The following is a 15702-nucleotide window of genomic DNA, read 5'->3' on the forward strand; positions in this document are numbered from 1 at the left end:
GCTGCATCACTGCAAGTCAAATCTGCGGATCCCGAAAATCTCGGGTGCCATCAGCACTTTGCCCGCCGCGAGTCGCCCCGCAACCGCCCCGGGCGATTCGAAATCGGCCAGGGCTGGCAAAACCCGGCCGGACGGCTCAACCAGCCGCAGCCGGCATCCTTGCTCTCGAGAGGGCAAAAATTTTTCTTATTTTTCAATGCTTTAAGCAAAATATTGTGATGCTGTCCCTACATGATACAAGATGTGGACAACAAGAAAGACTCTCCGGTTTTTCAAGAATTTGTTGCCAAGCCCCCCTCGCCTTGCTTAAAAAAACGGTAAAAACAGCGTTGGCGAAAAACAGCGTTACTGAATGAGGGCGGCAGTGGCAAATTCGATCCACATCAACGAGCGTATCCGCGAGAACGCCGAAAACCTGAGCGCGGCGCTGCAAAGCCACATGCTCAAGGTGTTTGCGCCGGACGCCCGCAAGGAATTGCGCCGTTTCAGCGCCGGAGAAGCCGCCGAACTGCTGGGCATTTCCACCAGCTTCCTGCGCAAGCTGCATTTCGACAACCGCATTCCCGACGTGCATACCACGCCCGGCGGCCGGCGCCACTATTCGGCCGAGGATCTTCTGGCCATCCGCAAGGAACTGGAATCCACCGCCAAGTCGCCCGGCGCCTATCTGAAAGGCCGCCGTCCCGGCGACAAGGTGCAGGTCCTGTCCTTTCTCAACTTCAAGGGCGGCTCGGGCAAGACCACCAGCGCCATTCACACCGCGCAGCGGCTGGCGCTCAAGGGCTATCGCGTGCTGGCGGTCGATATCGACCCGCAGGCCTCGCTGACCACGCTGTTCGGCTATCGGCCCGAATATGATTTCCTGGAATCGGGCACGATCTATGACGCGATCCGCTACGAAGACCCCCTGCCCCTCTCGCAGATCATCCGGACAACCTTTTTCACCGGCATCGACCTGGCCCCCGGCGGCCTGATCCTGCAGGAATTCGAACACGAAACCCCGCAGGCCCTGATCCACAACGTCCAGCCCGCCTTTTTCGCCCGCATGGCGATGGCGCTGCAGGAGGTCGAGGCCGATTACGACGTGATCATCTTCGATTGCCCGCCGCAGCTGGGCTATCTGACCATGTCGGCGCTGTGCGCCTCGACCGGCGTGATGATCACGGTGGTTCCGAACATGCTCGACGTCGCCTCGATGTCGCAGTTCCTGCAGATGAGCGCCGAGCTGCTCGACGTGGTGGCCAATGCCGGCGCTTCGATGGAGTTCGACTTTCTGCGCTTTCTCATCAACCGCTACGAACCCAGCGACGGGCCGCAACAGCAGGTGGTGGCCTTTCTGCGCCAGCTGTTCGGGAACGAGGTCATGGTGGCGCCGATGCTGAAATCGACCGCGATCTCGGATGCCGGTCTGACGCAACAGACCATTTACGAGGTCGAACGCTCGCAATTCCACCGCAACACCTATGACCGCGCGGTGGATTCACTGAATCTCGTCAATGACGAGATCGAGTCGCTGCTGCAACAGGCATGGGGGCGCTGATGGCACGCAAAGGCATTCTGACGACCGAAATCACCAAACCCGAGGCCGAGGCCAGGACGCCCGGCGCGAAACCACGGATGATGCCGCGCGGGGCCGTCGGCGCGTTGCAATCCTCGCTGTCGAAGCTGCAGGAAAACGCGGTGCAGGAGATCGACTGCGCCCTGATCGACGATGCCGGGTTCGAAGACCGGCTGGGGCTGGACAGCGACGCGCAACGGCAACTTGTGGACAGCCTGCGCAGCTACGGCCAGCAGGTTCCGGTGCTGCTGCGCCCGCATCCCGAGAAACCCGGCCGGTTCGAGATCGTCTATGGGCGCCGCCGCCTGATGGCGCTGAAGGAACTGGGCCTGCCGGTCAAGGCGATGGTGCGCCAGCTGGACGATCACGCGCTGGTCATGGCGCAGGGGCAGGAAAACACCTCGCGGCAGGATCTGTCCTTCATCGAAAAGGCCAGTTTCGCCGCCCAGCTGGACGAGGCCGGCTATGACCGGCCGACAATCGCCGCGGCGCTGTCGATCGACATGCCGATGCTGTCGCGCCTTCTGAAAGTGGGCAAGGCCTTCCCCCTGCCCTTCCTGCGCCAGATCGGCTCGGCCCCGGACATCGGCCGCGACCGCTGGCTGGCCCTGGCCGAGGCGCTGAAGGACAAGGCCGCGCTGAGCCGCGCCAACACCTTCATGAACCGCCCCGACTTTCTGACGCTGGAGTCAAACGCCCGGTTCGAGGCGGTGCTGAAGCATGTCACCGCCCGGCCCGAGCCCGGCAACAAGCCCCGGCCGGCCAAGCCGCGCACCCTGCGCAACGGCGACGGCAAGGCGCTGGCCGACATCCGCCAGACCGCCCGGGGCGTGACGCTCAACATTCCCGCCCGCAACGCCGAAGGCTTCGACCGCTGGTTCGAAACCCATGCCGAGGCGCTGCTGGCCGAACTTCACGACCGCTGGAAAAACGAACGGTCGGAAGACTGACGACAGGTGAAACAAGAAACAGGAGGCACGAGCAGGAGATAAAAAAGCCCCCCAGGACATGCATCCCGGAAGGCCCTTTTCAAACTTAGCATCTTTGGAATAGCCCCTCCGAATCGGTCCTGTCAACTCTGTGCCACGCACAGGGCGGGGATTTTGTTGTCTTTCGTGAAAAAAGCCATGAAACATGCGTCCCAGACCGAGTTTGGGCGGCCGGAGTCGTTCGTCCCGGCCTCCGTGGACAAGTGGGAGCTGCTGTCGGCCCTGACCGCCGCCGCCCCGGATTTCGACCTTTCGCACCGCACGCTGGGTGTTCTCAGGGCGCTGCTGACCTTTCTGCCCGACCGCGCGATCCCGGCCGGGGCAGGACGGGCGGTGGTCTATCCGTCCAACCGCACCCTGTCCGAACGGCTGAACGGCATGCCCGAAAGCACGCTGCGCCGACACCTGGCGCGGCTGGTCGAACTGGGTCTTGTCAACCGGCAGGACAGCGCCAACCGCAAGCGTTACGCGCGCCGGGTCGGGCAGGGGGTGCAGGTGGCGTTCGGCTTTGACCTGTCGCCGCTCAATGGCCATGCGGATCAGATCTTTGCCGTGGCCCATGCCGCGCATCAGCGGGCCGAGCGGATGCGCGTGCTGCGCGACCGGATCGCCGCCGCGCGGCAGATTCTGATCGAAGCGGGGCAGGGGGCCTGTGCCGGTCTGCTGGAAACCGCCCGGCTGATCCTGCGCCGCAAGGTCGGTGAAAACGATCTGGCCGAGATCGCCGCCCGGCTGGACGAGGCCGTGGCCCGGCTTGAACCTGTGGAAAACCCGGCTGACAACGCCTTGCCTCAGGTCGAAATGAGCGCCACCGGCAGCCAGAATGAGCGGCACATACAGGATTCACCCGAGAAAGATATTGACTCTGAAAGGGCCGGGGAAGCGACGGCTGACATCCCGCGAAGCAGGGTGAGTGCCGAAGACCTGGGGCAAATCCTGACGGCCTGCACCGAGTTCCGTCAATACTATCCCGGCAGGGTGAGGGATTGGCAGGAACTGGTCGCCATTGCCGAGAAACTCTCGCCCATGATCGGTATCGATGCACCGGTATTCCACGACGCGCGCCTCAGCATGGGGGCAAAGGCGGCGGCGACCTCGGTTTTGTGCATCCTCGAACGGCTTGGCGACATCCGCAGCCCCGGCGCCTACCTCAGAAGGCTGGCGCAGAAGGCGCGGGCAGGGCGGTTTTCCTGCGAACCCATGCTCAAGGCGCTGATCAACCGGGCGGATTCGCGGGATTGTCAGCTGACAATTTGAAAAGATAATAAAAACCAATGGCTTGCAAAACATGACGCCTGACAATTTGGGGTAAATGACCAGATTTCCAGTTAAACCCGCCATGAGCATCGACTTGATGGGGGAACTGCTGGCAAGGTGAAGGCAATGGAACGTTATTTCGCCATCGACATGCCTTTCTGGCGGTTTGCCAGGAACACGCTGGTCGTCAGTTGCCTCGGCCTGTTTCCGCTGCTGTTGCTTTTCATTCTACGCACACCCGGGTTCGGCGCGCATCTGCTGAACAGCGGGCCGGCGCTCAGCCGCTTCCTGCGGCAGGTGATCACCAACGGTCTTCCCGTGGTGTTCGCCGTCAATTACCTGAGCTTCTTTCTCTATGCCGCCGGCAACGCCAGGCGAACCGACGGGCCGGTGCCGATGCGCTTGGTCCTGATCGACCTGCCCGCGCGGGTCGTCCTGTTCATCGTGCTGCACGCGGTGATCTATTTCCTGTCCGCCGACTGGTTCGGCTCTTTCGGGGGCGACCATTGGCAAGCGTTGACGGTGGTCGGGCCGACGCTGGTGCGTTCGGCGCTGTTCGAGAATATCTCGGGCGTCTACCTCTATGCCACTCTGGTCGGCGCCTTGCCGCTCTATGTCTCGGTCATGCAAAGCCAGAGTGCCCATGGCACGGGCTTCGCCGCGAAACTGATGCGCCGTATGCCGGGGCGCGCAGGGCCAATCATCCTGGCCCTGCTGATGGTTGCGTTGTCGGTGGTGGTTCTGACCGCAGCGGCGGCAGTGATCGTCCTACTTCAGTCAGCGTCGGTCTGACAGGTCAGAACGCCTTGCGGATCGCGAACGAGACCGCGTAGTCACGCTCGAGCTGCGGCCCGTCCAGATCCTGATACACCGGGATGACGCCCTCGATGCCCAAACGTGTGCCTGCCAAGGGGCCTGATCCGGGCACGAGGTAATTCACGCCGATCCCGACACTCAGGAACTCTCCGCCGCGCAGAGACGGATCGGCGGTGGGCACCATGGCAGGGTTCAGGCGCGCATCTGCACCGTCGATGTTCTCGACGATGTCACCGACCAGTCGCAACGAGGAGCTGAACTGGTCATTCCAGCGCCGAGCGCCCCACACTGTCGCCGAATAAACATTGCCCAGGGTGTAACCCGCATCATTTTCGCCCATCCTGACGACTGCGCCCAGTTGGCCGCCCCACGACCAATCCGCGTTCTGGCCCGTGTAGGTGACGCCCGGCAGCAGATCATAGGTGCCTGACCCCAGTTGCATGGGGTAGGGCAGCAGCTGGTCCGGCCCGGCCGGCGTGGTGTCGGTCTCGTCTATCGAGCCGGTCGGCAGGCTGAGGCCAAGAGACAGTTCCAGAACCTGCCCGTCGGATTTGTAGACATCATACCCGCCGATGATCTTCAGATCACCGAACCCCTGCGCCCTTGTCTTGAATGTTTGCCCCATGCGGGTCTGATGTTTCATCGACTTGTTGGTATAAGGCAGCATCGCCATGACCGAGATGTCATCGGTCACGCCATACATCAGGCCGACCATCGCCATGTTCATGTTCATGCTGAGCGGCGCGACCATATATTGCGACAGTACGTCCGACGTGGACAGCGACTGCGTTCCCGAGCGGTTTCCGTCCATCTCCATGTTCATAAACGAGAATACCGGCATCAACACGCCCTCGGGCGGGTGCATGCCGCCGACGACGCCCGTGGGCGGTGCCGCGTCAGGGCGCATCATTGCCGACATGTTGCCCATTCCGGCCATTCCAGCAGGGGCTTGCGGGTCCATTGCCATGCTGTCTGTTGACTGCGTCACCGTGTGGGCCAGGGCGGGCGACGCCAGACCCAGACCACCGGCCATCAAAGCGGCCTGAACGAATTTCCAGCGGTGAATTTTTGCTGTTTTGTTTCTCACCATCCTATCCTCACTCGGTTGTCCATTTCGCGCTGCGTGACAAGCGACGTGTTCGAAAAATGGGGTGTTCCTACGCTGGAAGGTCAAGGCCACCGGTTTGAAAACCCGTCGCTCGACGCACTCGCATCTGGGTGGGGTGCGGCAATAATGCCCTTGACCCTCCAGCGCTGGATTGTCGGACAAGGCGGGAAAACCGGAAACCCGGAGGGTTTGGAATGATACCGGAAATCGGGCAGTTCGCCCTGGCTCTGGCACTGGCGGTGGCGCTGGTGCAGAGCGTTTTGCCGTTGATGGGAACGGCGCGCAACAATGTCATCTGGATGCGATCGGCGACGGCAACCTCGGTCCTGCTGACCGTGCTGGTTGCCATCGCCTTCGGCGCCCTGATGTGGTCTTTCGTGGTCAGCGACTTCACGGTGGTGAACGTGGCCAGCAACTCTCATTCGCTGAAACCGATGCTGTTCAAGGTGGCGGCCACATGGGGCAGCCACGAAGGGTCGCTGTTGCTGTGGGTGCTGATCCTCGTGATCTTCGGGCTGGGCGTGTCGCTGCTGGCCCAGAACATCCCGCTGAAGCTCAAGGCGCGCACCCTGGCGGTGCAGGCCTGGATCAGCGCGGGGTTCCTGTCGTTCATGCTGTTCACCTCGAACCCGTTCGACCGGGTGTTCCCCGCACCGCTGGATGGGCAGGATCTGAACCCGCTGCTGCAGGATGTCGGCCTCGCCATGCATCCGCCGTTTCTCTATCTGGGCTATGTCGGCTTCTCGATCGTGTTTTCCTTTGCCGTGGCGGCGCTGATCGAGGGGCGGGTCGATCCCGCCTGGGCCCGCTGGGTGCGGCCCTGGACGCTGGCGGCCTGGGTGTTCCTGACGCTGGGCATCGTGCTGGGCAGCTGGTGGGCCTATTACGAGCTGGGCTGGGGCGGCTGGTGGTTCTGGGACCCGGTCGAGAATGTTTCGTTCATGCCGTGGCTGGCGGGCACCGCGCTGTTCCACTCTGCCATCGTGACCGAGAAACGCGACAGTTTCAAAAGCTGGACGATCCTTCTGGCCGTGCTGACCTTCTCGCTGTCGTTGCTGGGCACGTTCGTGGTGCGCTCGGGGCTTCTGACCTCGGTTCATGCCTTCTCGGTTGATCCTGAACGCGGCATTTACATCCTTGCGCTGCTCGCCATCGCCATTGGCGGTTCGCTGACGCTGTTTGCCGTCCGCGCGCCCCAGATGGAGGGCGGCGGCCTGTTCGCCCCGATCAGCCGCGAGGCGGGGTTGCTGATCAACAACCTGCTGCTGGCCACCGCAACGGCGACGGTGCTGTTCGGCACGCTCTACCCGCTGCTGCTCGAGGCGGTGACGGGCGAGAAGATCTCGGTCGGGCCGCCCTATTACAACGTCAGTTTCGTGCCGATCATGCTGGTGCTGGTTCTGGTGATGGGGATCGGGCCGCTCTTGTCTTGGAAGCGGGCGGACCTGCGCGGGGTGCTGGACCGGTTGAAATGGGTGGCCGGGCTCAGCCTGCTGGCAGCGCTTGCGGTGTGGTATCTGGATACCGGAGGTCCGGCCTTGGCGGTTCTATCGATCGGGCTGGCGGCGTGGCTGCTGGGCGCGGTACTGACCGAATGGGCCGGGCGGATCCGGCTGGGCGAGGTGCCGCTGGCCGAGTCGATGCGCCGGGCCCGCAACCTGCCGCGCGCGCATTACGGCATGGTCGTGGCCCATGCGGGGCTGGCGGTCTGCATGATCGGTTTCGTCGGGTCCAGCGCCTGGAAATCCGAGGTGGTGGTGTTCGCCGAGCCGGGAACCGAACTGGAAATCGCCGGGTTCGACGTGCGGTTCGAAGGGGTCGAGGACCTGCGCGGGCCGAACTACCTGTCGCGCATGGGCACTTTGACCGTCACCCGCAACGGGTCCTACGTCACCACGCTGCGGCCCGAGCGCCGGGCCTATCCGGTGGCCGGCAGCAGCACGACCGAGTCGGCCATCCGCACCACGCTGGCCGGAGACCTGTATGCCTCGATCCAGGAGCCGGCTTCAGAGGATGAGCAGGGCAGGTGGACCCTGCGGATTCTCTATGAACCGCTGGTGGTCTGGATCTGGATCGGGTCGGGGCTGCTGGCCCTGGGCGGGGTCCTGTCGCTGAGCGACCGCCGCCTGCGTGTGGGCGCGCCACGAAAACGGACCCGGCCGGCGCCGGCCCCGGTTGTCGCGGAGTAGGCCGATGAAACGCATACTTGCCTTTTTGCCGATCGTGATCGCCGTGATCCTCGGCGGGTTCCTGCTGTGGGGGCTGAACCCCGACCGCGATCCGAACGAGATTCCGTCCGTCCTGATCTCGCAGCCGGTGCCCGCCTTCGACCTGCCCCCGGTCGAGGGGCTGGACACCCCGGGCCTGTCCAGCGCCGATCTTGCGGAAAACGACGGGTCCGCGCCGATCGTGGTCAACGTGTTCGCCTCGTGGTGCGTGCCCTGTCGCGCCGAGCACGCGGTGCTGACGCGGATGGTGCGCGAGGACGGCATCCGCCTGATGGGCATCAACTACAAGGACAAGCCGCAGGACGCGCGGAACTGGCTGGCCGATCTGGGCAACCCCTATGAGCGTATCGGTTCGGACCTCGACGGCCGGGCCGGGATCGAATGGGGGATTTCCGGCGTGCCGGAGACCTTCGTGATCGACGGCGCCGGCACCGTCGTGTTCCGCTTCGTCGGGCCGGTGCTGGGCGACGAGGCGATCGGGAAACTGCGCACCGCGCTGGAACAGGCGCGGCAGAACGGGGCAGGAGAGACGTCATGATCCGCAGAGTGCTGATAGCCGCCCTGACGCTGGCGGCGCTGTTGTCGCAACCCGCTTTCGCGGTCGAGCCCGACGAGATGCTGGATGATCCGGTTCTCGAGGAACGTGCCCGCGCGATCTCGAAGCAGGTGCGCTGCGTGGTGTGCCAGAACCAGGACATCGACAGCTCGAACGCCGGGGTCGCGCGGGATCTGCGGAACCTGGTGCGCGAACGGCTGGTGGCCGGGGACACGGACCAGGAGGTTCTGGATTTCCTCGTGGCGCGCTACGGCGACTATGTGCTGTTCAAGCCACCTTTCAAACCCTCGACATACATCCTGTGGGCCGCGCCCTTCGTGATTCTCGCGATCGGGGGCATCGCCATCGCGCTGGTGCTGGCGCAGAACGCCCGTCGCTATCGCAACGCGGCGCGTCAGAGCCCTGAAACCCCGGTGAAGGAGCCGAACTCATGATCTGGATCGTGTTTTCCCTCATGGCGGCGGCCACTTTCCTGGTGATTGCGTTTACCGCAACGGGCGGGGGCCGCGCGGTTCTGTCCCGGCGTGACAGCGCCTCGGCGATCTTTGCCGACCAGATCCGCGAGGTCGAGCGCGACCAGGAGCGCGGGGTCATCACGGCGGAAGAGGGCAGGGCGGCGAAGGCCGAGATCGAGCGCCGTCTGCAGGCGATCGAACGGCAGGCCGAGGCGGACCCCGCTGCGCGGCGCTCGGGGCGGGCGCTGGTGCTGGCGGTCGCGTTTGCGGTGCCGGCGTTTGCGGCCGGGCTGTATTGGCAGCTTGGCAGCCCCAACATTCCCAGCCAGCCCTTTGCCGAGCGCGCCGCGGAGCAGGCCGAGGCCCGCGAGATCGCCGATCTGGCGGAGCGTCTGAAAATGCGGCTGTTGTCCGAACCGGACGGCGGCGCGACCGAGGGCTGGGCGCTGCTGGGGCAGACCTACATGCGCATGGGACGCTACGAGGATGCCGCCGAGGCCTTTGCCCGCCTGCAGGAGAGGCCCGACGTGACTTCGGCGCTGGTGTCGCAATATGGCGAGGCGCTGGTCTATGCCGAGGATGGCATCGTGACGCCCAAGGCGGGCCGCGTGTTCGACCGGGCGCTGGAACTGGATCCGGCGAACCCGGCGGCCACGTTCTATCAGGCGTTGGCGATGGAACAGGCGGGGGCGCCGGATGCGGCCTATGACCTGCTGAAGGCGCGGATCGAGGCCGAAGACGAGTTCCGCCCCTGGATGGAAAGCTTTGCCGCGCAGCTGAACCGGATCGCGGCGGCGGCGGGGCGCCCGCGCGTCGATCTGGCCGAGTTCGCCCCGGCGATGCCCGGTCCGACCGCCGATCAGGTGGCTGCCGCCGAGGAGATGTCGGACGAGGACCGTCAGGCCTTCATCCGCTCGATGGTCGAGCGTCTGGCGACCCGGATGCAGGAGACTCCCGGCGATCTGGACGGCTGGATGCGGCTCGGCAACGCCTATTCCGTGCTGGGCGAGACCGAGAACGCGCGTGATGCCTATGGCCGGGCGCAGAAGCTTGCCGAGACCCTGCCGCAGACCGACCCGCGCAAGGCGACGATCGACCGGGCCCTGTCGGAACTGGGTGGCTGAACTGCCACGCGTTCCGGCCCGGCAGAGTATCCGGGCCGGGGCGCACGCCTATCCCGCGCAGCAGGACAGTTTCGCCGCGTCGCGTTCGAAGGCCTGCGCCGCCAAGCACTCGGTCCGATGCCCGATGTGATACGATCATAGGCGATTGGGAGAAGCCATCCGGGGAATCCTGACATAGCCTGTCGCAAATCAATCATCAGGAGGCCGAGGCCATGAAAGTCGAAACTTTTTCAGACCTTATCGTCTGGACGCGGGAAATGCATCATTGGCTCGCCGAATGTCTGGCCCACTGTTCGACGCAATCCGAGCAGGAGCTGGCCAGGATGTTGCTTGCCTACCTCGCCGACCATGAAGCTGCTTTGGAGAAAATCGTCGACGGCTTTATGAAACAAGCCGATCCCAAAGCGCTCAACACATGGGTTTATGACTATTTGGGCCATGAACCGATCGACCCCCATCGCACCTGCGACAGACCGTTCGCACAGATGAGCGTCGATGAGATCTGCGAAGCGGTCTTCGATCTTCACAATCAGGTGATCGATTTATATCGGTATTTGCAAGGGCGTGCCGAGATACCCGAGGCACGCGAACTCCTTCAAGCACTACTGGATATGGAAGAGCACGAGACCATGCGTTTGGCGCAGCAGAGCAATCGCATCCGGGATATGTGAATTCCAACAAGCGGTATTGCATCTCGCAGGCACGAAGGACGGGGACGTGCCCGAGTGCCCGGTCATCGACACGTTGTTCGACCGCGCCACGGCGAGCGTCTATCCCGCGCAGCAGGACAGTTTTGCCACGTCGCGTTCAAAGGTCTGCGCCGCCAGCTTCAGCCCTTCGACCGTGGTCAGGTAGGGGAAGATCGCGGCCCCCAGCTCGTCATAGGTCATGCCTGCCCGGAGCGCCATCGCGGCGGTCTGGATGCTGTCGGCGCCCTCGGGGGCGAGGATGCTGGCGCCCAGCAGCCGCTTGTTGTCGGCCTCCGCCACCAGCTTGATCAGCCCCCGCGTATCGCGTGCGGCAAGCGCGCGGGGCACATGGGACAGCGGCAGCACCGAGGTTCTGACCCGGTGCCCGGCCGCGGCCGCCTGCGCCTCGGTCAGGCCGACGCTGGCTACCTGCGGGTCGCTGAACACCACTGCGGGCATCGCGGTGTTGTCATAGCGCAGCGAATTGCCGTTCAGCGCGTTCTGCGCCGCCAGCTTGGCCCCGTAGGCGGCCACGTAGACGAACTGGTCGCGGCCCGTCACGTCGCCCACGGCATAGACGCCGGGTCGGCTGGTCATCAACGCCGCATCCACATGGATGCCGCCATTGCCGTTGGTCGCGACCCCGGCGGCGTGCAGGTTCAGCAGTTCGGTGTTCGCCACGCGCCCGGTGGCCAGCAGCAGCTTTTCGGCATGGATCACCTCGGGGCCTGCGGGTGAGGTAACATGCAGCGCGACGTTTCCGCCCGTGCGCTCGACACGGTCATAGCGCAGCCCCTTGCGGATGGTGATACCCTCGTCGGCGAAATACTCCGTCAGGGCTGCGGCGATCTCGGGCTCGGCCTCGGGCAGCAGGCCACGCCGGGTCACGATCGTCACCTGCGCGCCCGCGCGGGCAAAGACCTGTGCCAGCTCGACGCCGATATAGCCGCCGCCCATCACGATCAGCGAGTCCGGAACCTGTTCCATCTCCAGCACCGAGGTGCTGTCATGCCAGGGAACTGCATCAAGCCCGGCGATGTCGGGCACATGCGGGCGCGAGCCGGTGGCGATGATGATCTTGTCCGCCCGCACCGCCTCGCCGTTCACCACCAGGCTGCCATCTGCCGTGAAACTGGCCGCGTCCTCGATGTAGGTCACGTTGTTGTAGTTCGGCAGGACGTCGGTGTATTTCGCGGCGCGCAACGCCTCGACCAGCGCCCGTTTCTGGCCGACGAGCGCGGCCCAGTCGGTGATCCGGGCCGAGGCCTCGATCCCGGCGAACCGTCGGGCGGCCGAGGCGACATGCAGGGGCTCGACCGCGCGGATCATCGCCTTGGAGGGCACGCAGCCGACATTGACGCAGGTGCCGCCGATGGTGCCATGGCCGATCAGGGCGACCCGCGCCCCTTCTTCGGCGGCGGTGATGGCGGCCGAGAACCCGGCGGACCCGGCGCCGATCACGGCGAGGTCAAAGTTTCCGTTCCCGTTCGAGCAGCAATCAGACATGGCGTTCGGCCCTGTTTCCGTTGGTTTTGGAGCAGTCACGACTCATTGATCGGGCTTGATTCATAACCGGCGTTGAGCGTGGCGCCGGTGATCGCCTCGACCGTGGTTGCCGCATCGTCGAAGGTCACGGTGGCGGTGCGCGACTCGAGGCTGGTCTCGACGGCCTGAACGCCCTCGACGCCCGAGATGGCGGATTCGACGATGTAGGGGCAGCTGGCGCAGGTCATGCCGGGCACCGACAGGGTGACGGTCTGTTCGGCGGCGGATGCCGAAAGCGGCGCCAGGGCGAGGCTCAGCCCGAGGGCAAGGGGTTTCAGTTTCATGGTCATTCCTTTCACAAACCAAGCAGGATTGGCGCGACGATGGGGGCGATCCAGTTCCACAACAGCGCGATGAGGACCAGAACGGTCGAGGCCCAAAGGGCCGTTTTCACGAGACGGTTGGGCAGGGGGCGGGCGCAGGCCTCGCCCTCGGCGCAGGCCTTGGGCTTGCGATAGACCATCCAGTAGCCATAGCCGAGAAAGCCGAGCGTCACCGTGATGAAGATCGGCTTGTAGGGCTCCAGCGCCGTCAGGTTGCCCACCCAGGCGCCAGAGACGCCCAGACTGAACAGGATCAGGGGGATGATGCAGCAGGTAGAGGCCGCGATGGCGCCAAGGATGCCCCCGGCCGCCGCAAGCCGGGCGGATTTCCCGTCGTCGGCTGGTCTCGCCTCGCTCGCGGAATGTTCAACGGTGTCCGTCATGAATTTCCTCGCCGATGTGATTCATGACTGGCAATATGGTGCCTGTAGCAACTACAGATGCAAGGGGTTTTCCCGATGTCCCGTGTCACAAGTCCGAGAGCCTATCCAATCGGCGCCATGTCGCGCGAAACCGGGGTGAATATCGAAACGATCCGATACTATGAAAAGATCGGCCTGATGCCCCGGCCCGACCGGACGCCCGGCGGCAACCGCCAGTATACGCACGACCATCTCAAGCGCTTGTCCTTCATCCGCAAGAGCCGCGATCTGGGCTTCAGCATCGCCGAAATCCGGTCGCTTCTTGGCATGGTCGATCAGCAGGAAGTCAGCTGCGGCGAGGTTCATCGGATGACGCTGCTGCATCTGGCGGCCGTGCGCGACAAGATCGCCGCGCTTCGGAGACTGGAGACAGCGCTGGAAAGCATGGCCGCGAAATGCGCCCGTGGGGATGTGCCCGAATGCCCTGTCATCGACACGTTGTTCGAAAAGGCCGGGGCGTAGCGGCCTCGGGCGTCACGACCCGCTCGCCAGCGGTGTGCTGCCATCTGGCGCGGCCTGTTGCAGCGCCTCCAGCACGGCCGAGGTCGACAGGATCTCGGGCAGGGCGATGCCTTCGGGGGCCGACGGGCCATAGACGATGTTGAAGGGGATCCCGAACCGGCCGTTGTCCTCGAGGAACCGGGCGATCGCGTCGTCGGGGCGGGTCCAGTCGGCCTGCATGGGGATGGCCTTGCCGGATTGCAGCGCGGTCAGCACCTCGCCCCGCTCCAGCACCAGCGCCTTGTTGGCCTTGCAGGTCAGGCACCAATCTGCGGTGACATCGACGAACACCACCTCGCCGCGTGACACGAGCCGGGCGATTTCCGGACGGCTGAAGGCGACCCAGGGGATTTCTCCGGCCGGTTCGGGTAGCCCGGCCCGGCCTTTGCCCGAGATCGCGACAGGGGCCGCCAGAGCGGCAACCAGCGGCAGCGCCATGGCGGACCAGCGCAGGACGGGCGGCAGCGCCGTGCCTTTCCAGATCACGAGGACCAGGGCCGCGGCGGCAAGGGCCGTGGCGGTTGCGACGGTATCTCCGGCGACACCGGCCATGACCCAGACCAGCCAGCCGATCGTGGCCAGCAGCGCCGCCGCCAGGACCCATTTGAGCCCCACCATCCAGCGCCCCGGCTTGGGCAGGGCGGCGGTGAGTTTCGGGTGCGCCGCGACCAGCAGGTAGGGAATGGCCAAGCCGAGCCCCAGCGCGGTGAAGATCGCCAGGATGTCCACCGGTCGCCCGGTCAGGGCAAAGGCGACGGCGGTGCCGAGGAACGGCGCCGAGCAGGGTGTCGCCAGAACCGCCGAGAAGGCGCCGGTCAGGAAATCCCCGACCAGCGGCGCGCGGCCCTCGTCCACATGGGCCAGCCGGGTGTTCAGAGACTGCGGCAGCGTGATCTCGAACAGGCCCGCGAGGCTGGCCGCAAAGACCGCCAGCACCACGATCATCACCGCAAGGAACAGCGGGTTCTGGAACTGGATGCCCCAACCGATCGAATAGCCCAGCGACCGGGCGGCGATGGTGATGCCCGCCAGCAGCCACATGAAGGCCAGGATCCCGGCCGCCGAGGCCAGAAACCCGGCGCGGATCTGCGCCGGCGACCGGTCATGCGCCTTGACCGCCGAGGACAGCTTGATCGACAGCACCGGCAGCACGCATGGCATGACGTTCAGGATCAGCCCTCCGCCGACGGCCAGCAGCAGGATCCAGACCAGCGCACCGGCCGAGGGCCCGGCGGTCGCGATTTGATAGGGCGGCGCGGCAGGGGGGGCGTCGGTGCGCGGGGCGAACTCGGCGACGCGGTTGGTGTCCGTGACCGTGACCGACAGGGCAGGGGGGGTGTCCGCGAGGGAAAGGATGGGGAACTGCACCCACAGCAGCCTTCCATCCTCGCCCAGCCGGATGTCGGGCGCGCCGAAGGCGGTATCGCGGCCCATGTCGGGGAACACGTCGGGCGCGTCAAAGGGCAGGTCGCTGGTGAAACTCAACGTCAGCGTCTTGGCCTCGGCATCCAGCGACGCGGACTCAGATGCGATCCCGCTGCTGTTGTCCGGGACCGGCACCCGCGACATGTAGGCATTGATCAGCCGGGCCGAGTCCTGATCCCGGCCCGATCCCTGCGGCAGAGACAGCGACAGGGGAAACTCGACCGGCACGCAGACGTCCGAGCAGACCAGGACGGCGACATCCGCCTTCAGATCCACCGGAGCGCCGGGGTCTTCAAGCGTGATGGTCAGGGGAAAGACCACCTCGTCCTTGTAGCCGAAATTCTCGATCCCGAAGGCGCGGAAGCGGATCGGCGCGGGCCAGTGGAACTGCACGTCGCGGATGTTCTGCGACCCCTCCCACGTGACCTTGGGCGGGATCCCGACCTCGCCGGGTGATTTCCAATAGGTTTTCCAGCCCTCGGCCAGCTTCAGGTGCAACCCTGCGGTGAGGGTTCCGGCCTCGGGTTCGACCCCGTCCTGTGCGGTGACGAGGCGGGCGTTCACGGGTACGGAGTCATGGGGTGCGGAGGTGGCGGCCTGACTCTGCCCTGTCAAAAGCAGGCCAAGGGCCGTTACCCAGACCACAAGAACCAGTTTTGCCAATGCCTTGCCCATGGCGACTCGCTGCCTTTTGTTGCGTGCGCCG

The 15702-nt window shown here is 64.9% G+C and carries 15 protein-coding genes; 10 read left to right on the top strand and 5 right to left on the bottom strand.

The features are described from left to right. Positions 1 to 352: 352 nt before the first annotated feature. The 4 genes from repA (at position 353) to PSA7680_RS14230 (ending at position 4596) form a co-directional block, all read left to right on the top strand. Entirely contained in the window at positions 353 to 1540 is a 1188-nt protein-coding gene (gene repA / locus PSA7680_RS14215) for a plasmid partitioning protein RepA (protein WP_085869384.1), read from the top strand. Beyond that, on the top strand, positions 1540 to 2508 hold the full coding sequence (gene repB / locus PSA7680_RS14220) for a plasmid partitioning protein RepB (protein ID WP_085869423.1): 969 nt from the start codon (positions 1540 to 1542) through the stop codon (positions 2506 to 2508). Before repA ends, repB begins: the two co-directional genes overlap by 1 nt. Before the next feature lie 165 nt (positions 2509 to 2673). Next, complete coding sequence (gene repC, locus PSA7680_RS14225) at positions 2674 to 3804, top strand: plasmid replication protein RepC (protein ID WP_245824663.1); 1131 nt, start codon at positions 2674 to 2676, stop codon at positions 3802 to 3804. Between the two features lie 126 nt (positions 3805 to 3930). Then, the gene (locus PSA7680_RS14230) at positions 3931 to 4596 is read left to right on the top strand and encodes a hypothetical protein (protein WP_085869388.1); all 666 of its coding nucleotides are present in this window, start codon (positions 3931 to 3933) and stop codon (positions 4594 to 4596) included. Positions 4597 to 4600: 4 nt separating this feature from the next. Here PSA7680_RS14230 and PSA7680_RS14235 read toward each other — a convergent pair whose 3' ends face one another. Further along, entirely contained in the window at positions 4601 to 5710 is a 1110-nt protein-coding gene (locus PSA7680_RS14235) for a transporter (protein WP_139838670.1), read from the bottom strand. A gap of 212 nt (positions 5711 to 5922) precedes the next feature. Between PSA7680_RS14235 and PSA7680_RS14240 the strand changes: the two genes are divergently transcribed. From PSA7680_RS14240 to PSA7680_RS14260, 5 genes are all read left to right on the top strand, one after another. Next, a complete protein-coding gene (locus PSA7680_RS14240; protein WP_085869391.1) occupies positions 5923 to 7917 on the top strand; it encodes a heme lyase CcmF/NrfE family subunit in 1995 nt (664 codons plus the stop codon). A gap of 4 nt (positions 7918 to 7921) precedes the next feature. Then, positions 7922 to 8494, top strand: a complete 573-nt coding sequence (locus PSA7680_RS14245) for a DsbE family thiol:disulfide interchange protein (protein WP_085869392.1) — start codon at positions 7922 to 7924, stop codon at positions 8492 to 8494. Beyond that, positions 8491 to 8946 carry a cytochrome c-type biogenesis protein gene (locus tag PSA7680_RS14250; protein WP_085869393.1) on the top strand — a complete coding sequence of 152 codons (456 nt, stop codon included), beginning with the start codon at positions 8491 to 8493 and terminating at the stop codon, positions 8944 to 8946. Before PSA7680_RS14245 ends, PSA7680_RS14250 begins: the two co-directional genes overlap by 4 nt. Next, positions 8943 to 10091, top strand: coding sequence for a c-type cytochrome biogenesis protein CcmI (ccmI, locus tag PSA7680_RS14255; protein ID WP_085869394.1), 1149 nt, complete (start codon positions 8943 to 8945; stop codon positions 10089 to 10091). Before PSA7680_RS14250 ends, ccmI begins: the two co-directional genes overlap by 4 nt. A 212-nt stretch (positions 10092 to 10303) precedes the next feature. Further along, positions 10304 to 10762: an ATPase gene (locus PSA7680_RS14260; protein ID WP_085869395.1), complete on the top strand. Its 459-nt coding sequence runs from the start codon at positions 10304 to 10306 to the stop codon at positions 10760 to 10762. A 99-nt stretch (positions 10763 to 10861) separates the two neighbouring features. Here PSA7680_RS14260 and merA read toward each other — a convergent pair whose 3' ends face one another. From merA to PSA7680_RS14275, 3 genes are read right to left on the bottom strand one after another with little or no spacing between them, the layout of a single operon-like run. Then, on the bottom strand, positions 10862 to 12286 hold the full coding sequence (merA, locus tag PSA7680_RS14265; protein ID WP_085869396.1) for a mercury(II) reductase: 1425 nt from the start codon (positions 12284 to 12286) through the stop codon (positions 10862 to 10864). A 35-nt stretch (positions 12287 to 12321) separates the two neighbouring features. Further along, positions 12322 to 12609, bottom strand: coding sequence for a mercury resistance system periplasmic binding protein MerP (merP, locus tag PSA7680_RS14270; protein WP_085869424.1), 288 nt, complete (start codon positions 12607 to 12609; stop codon positions 12322 to 12324). Positions 12610 to 12620: 11 nt separating this feature from the next. Continuing rightward, positions 12621 to 13031, bottom strand: coding sequence for a mercuric transporter MerT family protein (locus PSA7680_RS14275; RefSeq protein ID WP_085869397.1), 411 nt, complete (start codon positions 13029 to 13031; stop codon positions 12621 to 12623). A 75-nt stretch (positions 13032 to 13106) separates the two neighbouring features. Here PSA7680_RS14275 and PSA7680_RS14280 point away from each other — a divergent pair, with 75 nt between their 5' ends. After that, positions 13107 to 13532 carry a MerR family transcriptional regulator gene (locus PSA7680_RS14280; protein ID WP_085869398.1) on the top strand — a complete coding sequence of 142 codons (426 nt, stop codon included), beginning with the start codon at positions 13107 to 13109 and terminating at the stop codon, positions 13530 to 13532. A 12-nt stretch (positions 13533 to 13544) separates the two neighbouring features. On the opposite strand, the gene PSA7680_RS14285 is transcribed toward PSA7680_RS14280, so the two are convergent. Then, a complete protein-coding gene (locus PSA7680_RS14285) occupies positions 13545 to 15671 on the bottom strand; it encodes a protein-disulfide reductase DsbD family protein (protein ID WP_085869399.1) in 2127 nt (708 codons plus the stop codon). Positions 15672 to 15702: the final 31 nt, after the last annotated feature.

It is taken from the genome of Pseudoruegeria aquimaris (genome assembly GCF_900172235.1).
Taxonomy (GTDB): domain Bacteria; phylum Pseudomonadota; class Alphaproteobacteria; order Rhodobacterales; family Rhodobacteraceae; genus Pseudoruegeria; species Pseudoruegeria aquimaris.